The organism is Dolichospermum circinale AWQC310F (assembly GCF_000426925.1).
Classification (GTDB): Bacteria; Cyanobacteriota; Cyanobacteriia; order Cyanobacteriales; family Nostocaceae; genus Dolichospermum; species Dolichospermum circinale.
Window position 1 is genome coordinate 56237 of sequence record NZ_KE384672.1, and the last position, 10053, is coordinate 66289.

The 10053-nt window shown below is 40.5% G+C and carries 8 protein-coding genes; 2 read left to right on the forward strand and 6 right to left on the reverse strand.

The features are described from left to right. Positions 1–14: 14 nt before the first annotated feature. The 4 genes from ACIR310F_RS0106755 to ACIR310F_RS0106770 all read right to left on the reverse strand — a co-directional run bounded on the left by ACIR310F_RS0106755 (position 15) and on the right by ACIR310F_RS0106770 (position 5119). Complete coding sequence (locus ACIR310F_RS0106755; RefSeq protein WP_028083157.1) at positions 15–620, reverse strand: vWA domain-containing protein; 606 nt, start codon at positions 618–620, stop codon at positions 15–17. Positions 621–655: 35 nt separating this feature from the next. After that, on the reverse strand, positions 656–1261 hold the full coding sequence (locus tag ACIR310F_RS0106760; protein ID WP_028083158.1) for a vWA domain-containing protein: 606 nt from the start codon (positions 1259–1261) through the stop codon (positions 656–658). Between the two features lie 69 nt (positions 1262–1330). Then, positions 1331–3886, reverse strand: coding sequence for an HD family phosphohydrolase (locus ACIR310F_RS0106765; protein ID WP_028083159.1), 2556 nt, complete (start codon positions 3884–3886; stop codon positions 1331–1333). 300 nt (positions 3887–4186) lie between these two features. Beyond that, positions 4187–5119, reverse strand: a complete 933-nt coding sequence (locus tag ACIR310F_RS0106770) for an ADP-ribosylglycohydrolase family protein (RefSeq protein ID WP_028083160.1) — start codon at positions 5117–5119, stop codon at positions 4187–4189. Positions 5120–5154: 35 nt separating this feature from the next. Between ACIR310F_RS0106770 and ACIR310F_RS24790 the strand changes: the two genes are divergently transcribed. Further along, complete coding sequence (locus tag ACIR310F_RS24790) at positions 5155–5484, forward strand: hypothetical protein (RefSeq protein ID WP_155963652.1); 330 nt, start codon at positions 5155–5157, stop codon at positions 5482–5484. On the opposite strand, the gene aroQ is transcribed toward ACIR310F_RS24790, so the two are convergent. Next, positions 5473–5922, reverse strand: coding sequence for a type II 3-dehydroquinate dehydratase (aroQ, locus tag ACIR310F_RS0106775; RefSeq protein ID WP_028083161.1), 450 nt, complete (start codon positions 5920–5922; stop codon positions 5473–5475). The genes ACIR310F_RS24790 and aroQ overlap by 12 nt on opposite strands. Positions 5923–6343: 421 nt before the next feature. Beyond that, positions 6344–8956: a type I DNA topoisomerase gene (gene topA / locus ACIR310F_RS0106785; RefSeq protein ID WP_028083163.1), complete on the reverse strand. Its 2613-nt coding sequence runs from the start codon at positions 8954–8956 to the stop codon at positions 6344–6346. A gap of 911 nt (positions 8957–9867) precedes the next feature. On the opposite strand from topA, the gene ACIR310F_RS26080 reads away from it, so the two are divergent. Beyond that, positions 9868–10053: hypothetical protein (locus tag ACIR310F_RS26080; RefSeq protein WP_414534256.1), on the forward strand; the 186-nt coding region annotated here is incomplete at its 3' end.

Sequence of the window (10053 nt, forward strand, 5' to 3'; positions counted from 1 at the left end):
GGAGTCCTATATTGTTAATCAGTGATAGCATTTAGTAAAACTTCTGATAAACTCATATCTTCCATATCATCCATGGTGACAGTGTCGCAAATATCAAATTTAGCACCTGCACTTTGCAGTTCATCATCCAAAATTTTCAAAAAGCGAGTAGCTTGAGGATCATTACCGACTTGAATAAAGGAAATAGCCAATTCTTCATCTTTATCCAAACAACGAGAAGCTTCAATAATTACCTTCATTACAGCTTTACGATCATCTGGTTCACCGTCAGTAACTACTAAAATTGTTTCCCCATTGGGTTTAGTTTGACCGGCTGCTTTGCGTTGCAAATAATCATCGGTAGCGTGTTTGAGAACCCCAGCTAAATCTGTTGTTCCTGAAGGATCATTTTCTTTGAAAATTTGTGAAACTTTGGCAGATGTCACATTCTCATAACGTTTAAATTTCCCAGAAAATAAGTAAATGGTAATACCATCGGGATCTAGTTGTTCACATTTACTGGCTAATGCTAAAGTTGATTCTTGGGCTGCGACCCATCTACTTCTTCCACCTTTTTGATCTGGGGTAGCCATGCTACCGCTTTTATCAATAATTAAGGTATAATCACGGTTTTCTAGCATGACTAAACTCTCCAGATATTAGTAATTTTCGTTAATTAATCTGTGATAGCATTCATTAAAACATCAGTTAAACTCATGTCTTCTAAATCATCCAAGGTTATTGTATCACAAATATCAAATTTAGCTCCCACACCTTGTAATTGATCATCTAGGGCTTTGAGAAATTTGGTGGCTTGAGCATCTGAACCGACTTGAATCATGGAAATTCCTAATTCTTCATCTTTTTCCATTTGTCGGGTAGCTTGTATAATAACCTCAAATACAGCTTTGCGATCATCTGGTTCACCGTCAGTAATCACTAAAATTGTTTCTCCATTGGGTTTAGTGTTACCTGCTGCTTTGCGTTGAAAATAGTTATTCAGGGCATCTTGCAATACACCAGCTAAGTTAGTTGTACCGGCTGGATCATTTTCCTGAAATATCTGGGAGACTTTGGCTGTTGTCACGTCATCATAACGTTTAAATTTGCCGGAAAAAACGTAAACTGTAATCCCATCTGGATCAAACTGTTCACACTTTCTAGCTAAAGCAATGGTAGATTCTTGGGCTATTTCCCATCTAGTTCTACCGCCCACTTGGTCTGGTGTGGACATACTACCACTTTTGTCAATAATCAAGGTATAATCACGATCGCTCATCATAATCTTCCTTTTGTTATTTTCTGATCTTTAGTTTAACAGATACTTCAAGCCCGGACAGTTTCATCTTAATTACGAATCAGCAGCTTTTGACTTAGGATAGGCAATGCGTTTATGATGAAATTGTTGCCAAACATCCACAAATATTTGGGCAATTTTTGGCATTTCTTCCCTAGTTAATCCCGAAGCGATTAATTGTTCATCTTGCCATTTTGCCCGTAAAATATTATTTAGCATATTGAGTGCTTTATCTGGAGTGGCATTTTTCAGACTACGTAATGCAGCTTCACAAGAATCTGCTAACATGACGATGCCCGTTTCCCGTGATTGGGGTATAGGTCCATCGTAACAAAAATCGGCTTTATTGACTACAATCTGGGGATTTTCCTGGGCTATTTGTTGGGCTTGGTGATAAAAATAAGCAATGGCCATTGTTCCTTGATGTTCGGGAATAAAAGCCTGAATGGCGGTGGGTAAACTGTGTTTTTTGGCCATTACTAACCCTTCTGTCACGTGCTTTTTAATAATTTTCGCACTTTTCCAAGGATCTTTTATTTCTGTTTCATGTTTATTGGGACTACCAATTTGATTTTCAATAAATCCCAAGGGGTCGTGCATTTTCCCAATATCATGGTACAATGTCCCGGCTCTCACCAATTCGACATTACAGCCCAATTGTTTAGCAGCAGCTTCCGCCAGGGTGGCCACTAATAAAGTATGCTGGAAAGTCCCAGGGGCTTCCGTAGCCAGACGCTTTAATAAGGGACGGTTGGGGTTAGCCAATTCTGCTAAACGGATAGGGGTAATGACATCAAAGAGCGTTTCCAGATAGGGACTTAAACCCAAAGCCACAATACTCCAAGCCCAACCAGATAAAGCAAATAAACCTGCCTCTTGAATGATATACCAACCTGAACCAAATACCCCACCAGTAAAGATTTTTAATAATAAATATATACCTCCTTGGGTTAATGCCGTGACAACACCTAATAATGCTAGTTCTTCGCGCGATCGCAATCTATGAGCTACATAAGCACTCAACATTCCGCCCACAGCCCCTGCCAGCAGTATCAGAACATTTGTATCTACTGTAATTGGTAGTATTAACGCCAGTAAGCCTGCTACCATTACACCTATAGTTGGTCCATAGAAACTGCCTAGTAATAAACCAATGGCGCTCCAGGTGGTATAGGGTAAACCGAGAGCCAATACTCCGGGGACAGTGAGAGTAAGTAATAAAACTAACAAGCGATCGCGTTGTCGCAAATAGTTATGACTTTTTCTTTCTAACCAGACAAAAACCCAAATAGCTACGGTGACAACGGCTACTAAAACTGTTAAACCCAGCCAATTCACTTGATGACCAATCAAACGATAATGTGTTAGTATCTCAAATTTTAATTGTGTAATTTTCTCTCCTTTACTAACAATTATCTCTCCTTTTTTTACAGTAAACATTACAGATGGTATTTCTCTAGCTACGATTTGAGCTTGTTGTTTAGTTTGTTCTATATCTTGTTTAAGATTTGGTTGCAGTACCGCCAATAATACTTTTGTTGCGAAGGATTTAGCCTCACTAGGAACAGATAATTGTACCTGTAAACTAACTGCATTATTTAAAATACTTTTGGGTAGTCCAGCGGCTATACCTTGGGCAATAATTCGTTCGGCACTTTTACGAATTCCTACCTGTGTTTTTGCCCAATCATTATCAGATAAAGCTAACAGTACGGGTGCTGTATAAACCTGTTTTAGTTCCTCACCAGCTTCTATTTGTGATGCTTTTTCAATCCCTTGATTATATCTTTTTCTAACTTCCAATATTTGGGTAATCAGGGCCGAAACATTACTTCCTGTTGTCATAAATTGATAAGCTTCTAGTTCTGATAATGCTTGCAGAAAAGCAGCTTCATCACTCACACTATTAGACAATGACAATTGCGGCTTAGAGGTTTGTTTTTTTGTGTTTTGTTGTCTATTATTATCCAAAATTACTATTAGCTTTTGCCATTCTAATTCAGGCAAAGACCTCAGATAACTTTGAGTATAAGCCGATAAAATTGAAGTATTTAAAAAAGGGAAAATACCAACTATTGAGCGAATTTCACTACTTATATCTAATATCTTTTCCAACCGTGCGTTAATTTGTTTATTGATCTGATGATCAATCATCAAAACCGGTACAGAATTATCTATAGCTGCTTTCCGTTGCAGTTCGGTTTCTTCTTTATCTTCAATATTATCCGTATAAGGAGCAATAAATGTTTGTAAGGCAATACTACCAACTTTCATTCTTGGTTGGTTATAAAAATCACTTCCTATCACACTTGTGAGTAAAAATATTGCCAATACCAAAATTATTGAGGAGCGTTTTTGATGTACCCACCTGAAAATAACTGTATCAATGCCACTCTCTTTGGTAACTAATCTAGCAGTTAATCTTTGTGTCTGTCTGTGTTTTCCCTGTTTCCCTTGATGATTATTTGCTGATAAATACAGAAGTATATTTTTCAAAAAATGCTTATGCAGTTTCCGGTGATACTTTCCCTTATGAAATAGCGCTTTATACTGTCCCTGCCATTGCCTTAATTGCTGTCTCAAGGACTGCAAAAATCGCTGCGTTTTCATCTTTCCTTCCGCAAAATACCCCAGATATATCCTCCTTTCCCAAGCTAGATCATCAGCTGTACTGCATTTAATTTGTATAATTATAGCGGACAGGACTTGTACTGAGCTTGGCTGTTGTATGCCCGCACCACCATATCTAGCCATATTCTGATTATACAGTTTAGCTGCGTAACAGCTTAACTTAGGGAGGGATAGCAGTTTACATTTAACCGATACTTTTTTGCTAACTAATACTAACAAATACATAAGTTGAGATTGTCTCTCAACCAAGGCCTGAATGGGGTTAAATCATAATTTTGTTCAAAAATCAAATAGTAATCCTATATCATTTCCACGCCTACGTATAATCTTAGGAGCAGCAAAGATAGTATATCCTTTGTTTGTAAATTCGCCAAAATCACCACCAAAGTCATATACTCCAGACCACACCGCCATCATTCTATCGGCTAATTCTAACATTTGGGAAAAATTATCAAGTCCCCATGGTGAGGAGTTAGTGAATGAGGGGGAAATTTGCCAATTTACTGGTATACCAACTATACTGTTATATGCCCCTGATAATGCTCCCGCCATTGCACCCGTAATATACTCATGAGCAAAATCATGATTTTTCGTAGCGCGGAATACGGTCAAGGAAAAATCTTCTAAGGTACTCAGAAAACAGTAAAAAGCTAAACCAATATTGTTAATTAATGTTTCTGGACTGTTCAGTTCCTTTCTTGCTGTTTCTAGTCCCACTCCTTTTTTTAATAAATCATTGACTTTTATTAATTGTTGTGGTAAAGAACTTGATGTTTGATCTAAAAAATTAACTATTTCCGAAATCAGGTTGAGAGGGTCAATTTTTTCATTCAGGGATTTAGCGATCGCATATCCTATGATTAAACTAGCATCTGTGATCAGTGGACTATGTTGTTGGTTCAATATGAATATTCTTTGCACTTCTAGGATATTTTCTCGCATTTTCATAAGATTTTCATGAAAAAACATCACCACTGGTAATGTAGCGAAGATTATTTGTCCCCAGGAGTGAATATTTGTTTCTAATTCAATCCCTGCTTGTTCTTGACGCTTTAACCAATCATCTACATCTAACCTCCCCAAACTAATTAAACTTTCTGTACCCAAAACAGCGATTTTACCCAAATTACAACAGTTCGGGTTAGCTAAACCCTCCCCTAAAAAAGCTCCCAGAAAAGTACCCTTAACCCGATTTACCAAAGAATAACGCATAATTTTTATCAGGCTAGTCAGTGGTCCGTTGTTAGTTGTCCGTTGTTAGTTGTCCGTTGTCCGTTGTCCGTTGTCCGTTGTCCGTTGTTAGTTGTCCGTTGTCCGTTGTCAGTGGTCAGTTGTCAGTTGTCAGTGGTCAGTTGTCAGTGGTCAGTTGTCCGTTGTCCGTTGTCAGTGGTCAGTTGTCAGTTGTCCGTTGTCCGTTGTCCGTTGTCAGTGGTCAGTTGTCCGTTGTCAGTGGTCAGTTGTCCGTTGTCCGTTGTCCGTTGTCCGTTGTCCGTTGTCCGTTGTCCGTTGTTTCCTATTACCTATTACCCATTACCTATTCCCTATTCCCCATTCCCCATGACCTCTTACTTCCTTAAATAAGACACCAGTGCTTGTAAGCCTAACAAATAGCTTTGAGCGCCAAAACCACTAATTTGACCAATTACCACTGGTGCGATATAAGAATGATGACGGAAATCTTCCCGACCATAAATATTACTGAGGTGTACTTCCACAGTAGGTAAATTAACAGCAGCGATCGCATCTCGTAGAGCTACACTAGTATGAGTGTAAGCTCCGGCATTAATGACAATCCCCTGATGATATCCTAATGCCCCGTGAATAGCATCTACTAAAACCCCTTCATGATTTGACTGCACGGGTAGTATTTGTGCTTGTAACTCCATAGCTTTGGAATTTAACAAACGATTAATTTCTGCTAGAGTCAAAGAACCATAAATTCCGGGTTCTCTAAGTCCTAGCAAATTTAGGTTTGGCCCGTGCAGCACAAGAATACTTAAAGCTGGTAAATTCAACTTTCACACCTTCAGGACTTTAGCGACGGCGCATAGAACGTTCATGGACAGGAATCGGAACTAGTTCCGGTTCCTGTTCAGCCTCCGGACCTAGCAGGCTATCAATTAACTTCCGAGCTAATTCTTTCAGCTTTTCCAGTACCTTTTCTATATAATCCATTAAACTGACCGCTCCTGAGATACTACCTCAATTTTATTTAACAGGGTGGCAGAAACCGGCGTATGATCGCACTTTAGCCTTGCTTATGGTTGACAAATTCCCATAAGTATGGTATTTACTACCACGAGATTTCAATTTTGTGTTTTGCCTTACTTATTAGATTATCACATCCTTAATTAGTAATGGGGTAATTGGTGATAGGAAATAGTTATTGATCATTAGTCATGATCAAGAATTTATTCCGTCTAACTGCTGCTAAATCTAACTTGCTGCGTCTTTCTTTTTGCTTCTAGGAGTTGATTTAGTGGTTTTGCGTGGAGATTTTGTAGATGCTTTAGCTGAAAGTAATTCAACAGCCGTAGACAACGTTATATTTTCTACTGATTCACCTTCAGGAATACTAGCATTAGTTTTCCCATGTTTAATATAAGGACCATAGGGACCATCATAAATACTAACTGGTGCATCATCTTCTGGATGTGTCCCCAACTCCCGTAAAGCTTCTTTAGACTTACTCTTAGTCGCAGAACGTCCTTTTTTTGGTTCTGCAAGTAATTCCAATGCACGATTTAGGGAAATTGTCAAGACATCATCGGTAGATTTTAGGGAACGGTAATCTTTCCCTTCCTTCCCCTGGTCATGAACTACATAGGGTCCAAACCGTCCCAAACTAGCTTGGACTTTACCACCTGTTTCTGGGTGAGTTCCCAAAGCACGGGGTAGAGACAATAAACCGACAGCCATTTCTAGGGTGAGAGTTTCAGGGGTCACACCTTTGAGTAAAGAAGCTTGTTTGGGTTTAGGGTTTTCGTCCGTTTTATCGCCTAATTGAATGTAAGGACCATAAGTACCCAGTTTAATATAAATTGGTTCGCCAGTTTCCGGGTGACGACCAAATTGGTCAGGTCCTGCGGTTTTTTGTTTAAGCAGGATTTCCACCTGTTTAGGGTTAAGATCAGCCGGAGTCAGATTTTTAGGGATAGAAGCGGTAAATACTTCCTCACCATTGGTAACTTCAATATAAGGACCATATTTACCAATACGGACTTTAGCATCTAAATTTTCTAATTCTACAGTTCTAGCTTTACTAGCGTCAATTTCGCTTTCTTGTTCCTTAACCAAAGTTTCTAAACCCTGCTCACCAAGATAAAATTCCTTTAAGTAGGGTAGCCACTGAGCCTCACCCGTGGAAATTTCATCTAGGGTTTGCTCCATTTTAGATGTAAAACTAGGATCAACAATATCTGGAAAATGTTTTTCCAGTAAATCAGTGACAGCAAAAGCGGTAAAAGTGGGAATTAGGGCATTATTCACCAATTGGGCATAATCTTTATCAATTATCGTACCAATAATGCTGGCGTAGGTACTAGGACGACCAATACCTTCACTTTCTAAAGTTTTCACTAGAGTTGCTTCTGTATACCGGGCTGGAGGTTGGGTTTCATGGCTGACGGTTTCCAGTTCATGACATTGGGGATGATCTCCAACTTTCAAAGCAGGTAAAATTACCTCTTGATCTTCTAAAGCAGCATCAGGATCATCCGAACCTTCAACGTAGGCGCGAAGGTAGCCCGGAAAGTCTATGCGCTTACCAGAAGAACGAAAACCAGCATCTTCAACTTGTATTTGTACAGTAATTTGAGTTTGGCGAGAATCAGCCATCTGTGAAGCAACAGTACGCTTCCAAATCAAATCATATACAGAAAATTCCCGTCCAGTCAAACCGGTTTCTTGGGGAGTGCGGAAACTGCTACCGGCGGGACGAATCGCTTCATGGGCTTCTTGTGCGCCCTTAGATTTAGTTGTGTATTGTCTAGGTTGGGGACTCAGATATTGTTTACCGTATTTTTGTTCTACACAAGCGCGGGCGGCGGATATCGCTTGATCAGATAAATGCACAGAATCCGTCCGCATATAGGTAATATACCCTTGCTCATACAAATTCTGAGCTACCCGCATTGTATCCCGTGCTGACAACCGCAATTTGCGGTTAGATTCTTGTTGTAATGTAGAAGTGGTGAACGGTGGCGCGGGTTTGCGGGTGACAGGACGTTCTTCCATATCCGTCACCGTCCAAGTTTTCCCCTCTAAACGGGCTTTTAGGGCTTCCGCTTCTTCTTCATTGAGTAAGACCACATTGCGACCTGCGGTAATCCTACCAGTTGTGGGGTCAAAATCGCTGCCTGTGGCAACTTTCGTACCGCCAAGAGTCACCAGAACCGCGCTAAAAGGACTTTTTTCCTGCGCTAAACTAGCCTTTAAATCCCAATATGTCCCTTCATGAAAAGCTCGGCGTTGACGTTCTTTAGTTACTAATAAGCGTACTGCTACAGATTGTACTCGACCAGCGGATAATCCCCAGGCAATTTTTTTCCAAAGTAGCGGAGATAAAGTATATCCTACTAATCGGTCTAAAATGCGCCGGGTTTCTTGAGCGCGGACTAACTGCTCATCAATGGTACGGCAGTCTTTCAAAGCTTTTTGAATTGCTTCCTTAGTGATTTCATGAAACACCATGCGCTTTGTCGGCACTTTCGGCTTGAGCAATTGGTATAAATGCCAACTAATACTTTCCCCTTCCCGGTCTTCGTCAGTGGCTAGAATCAGTTCATTTACGCCCTTGAGAGCTTCTTTTAACTGAGTAACAATTTTCTTTTTATCTTTGGGAACTACATAAATCGGTTCAAAATCAGCTTCTACATTTACCCCAAGCTGCGCCCATTTTTCCCCTTTGACGGCTGCGGGAATTTCGCTGGCCGACTGGGGAAGGTCACGAACATGACCCATGGAAGCTTCTACCCGATAATCATTTGGTAGGTAGTTGCGAATAGTGCGAGCTTTTGTGGGAGATTCGACAATAACGAGAGTTGACATGGAAATTTAAAATAAATAATAGCTATGCAGCTAAATAGTCAAGTTGGGTTAATTTTTGCGAAATGTCAAGATGAAATATCACGCCTAAGTAGTAATTTTATACTTACACAAACTGCCCAAAAGCGGGGGAATTTTCTCAAATTCAAGTCTGGTGATTGTTTTGAGCATGAGAAAAGCAATCTTTGAGAGTCAATTGTCAGTTATTTCCATCTTTAACTTATCTAGCGCATAGTTGGCGACTATAGTTTGTAAAATACCCCGGAAATTCAATAATACAGGATTCACACTTTAGGCAGGCAAAATTAATTATATAAAAGATTTGGATTTAATGTAGAGGTTGTAGAGGTAGCGCCCCCGTGCCTACACCTTTCCAAATTACCCGCAAAAGATCCAAACAGAATGTAGAGGTTGTAGGGGTAGCGCCCCGTGCCTACACCTTTCCAAATTACCCGCAAAAGATCCAAACAGAATGTAGAGGTTGTAGGGGTAGCGCCCCGTGCCTACACCTTTCCAAATTACCCGCAAAAGATCCAAACAGAATGTAGAGGTTGTAGGGGTAGCGCCCCCGTGCCTACCCAGGTATTTGAGGCAACCACGGGGATTTGGGCAACCACGGGGGTTTAGGCAACTACGGGGATTTGGGCAACCACGGGGGTTTGGGCAACCACGGGGGTTTGGGCAACCACGGGGGATTTGGGCAACCACGGGGGGTTGGGCAATCACGGGGGGTTGGGCAACCACGGGGGGTTGCCCCTACAACGTATTTGGGGCAACCACGGGGGGTTTACCCCTACAACATATTTGGGGCATAGTAGCTTACAAGTTGATTATAACTTGTAGCATAAATGTAGAGATTGACAGTTGTAAGTATTTGTGTCACATTATTTCCATAGGAATAAATCATCAAATCTATGAATATCTTGCTCAACTCTGCCCTGACGCTGACATATAACCAACTCAGCACCTTTGCCGATTTAGACAACTTCTGGAATTTATTTGATACAGCTTTTGGGAGACAATACAACCGCAGCGGTGCGGAAATTCTGCGTTTACAGTGGCTATCTGGTGATTTTAGTCAACTTCCGCAAATTGAGATT